This is a genomic window from Exiguobacterium sp. s48 (assembly GCF_018617395.1).
In the GTDB taxonomy this organism is placed as follows: Bacteria; Bacillota; Bacilli; order Exiguobacteriales; family Exiguobacteriaceae; genus Exiguobacterium.
Genome location: NZ_JACSKC010000014.1, coordinates 1 through 430 on the forward strand (window position 1 = coordinate 1; position 430 = coordinate 430).

The 430-nt window shown below is 50.2% G+C and carries 1 tRNA gene and 2 rRNA genes; all 3 read right to left on the reverse strand.

The features are described from left to right. Window positions 1-75, reverse strand: a tRNA-Asn gene (locus KNO66_RS14820). Between the two features lie 8 nt (window positions 76-83). Further along, window positions 84-200, reverse strand: a 5S ribosomal RNA gene (rrf, locus tag KNO66_RS14825). Window positions 201-295: 95 nt separating this feature from the next. Then, window positions 296-430: ribosomal RNA gene (locus KNO66_RS14830) — 23S ribosomal RNA — on the reverse strand; the annotation flags it as partial.

Genomic DNA, 430 nt, shown 5'->3' on the forward strand with positions numbered 1-430 from the left:
TGGCTCCGCAAGTAGGATTTGAACCTACGACCTACCGGTTAACAGCCGGTTGCTCTACCACTGAGCTATTGCGGAACGATCTTGCCTGGCAACGTCCTATCCTCACAGGGGGAGATCCCCCAACTACTTTCGGCGCTGAGACGCTTAACTTCTGTGTTCGGCATGGGAACAGGTGTGGCCGTCTCGCTATCGCCACCAGACAAAATGAATATTAACACCACGCTATACGCGTGTCAATATTGTTTTAGGGCTTGTTCCCTGAAAACTGAGGATTCATCAACACAAACCATTAGACTAGATCAAAGCCTCGACCGATTAGTATCATTCAGCTCCACGTGTCACCACGCTTCCACCCATGACCTATCTACCTCATCGTCTCTGAGGGGTCTTTCTTGATTGCTCAAAGGGAAATCTCATCTCGGAGGGGGCT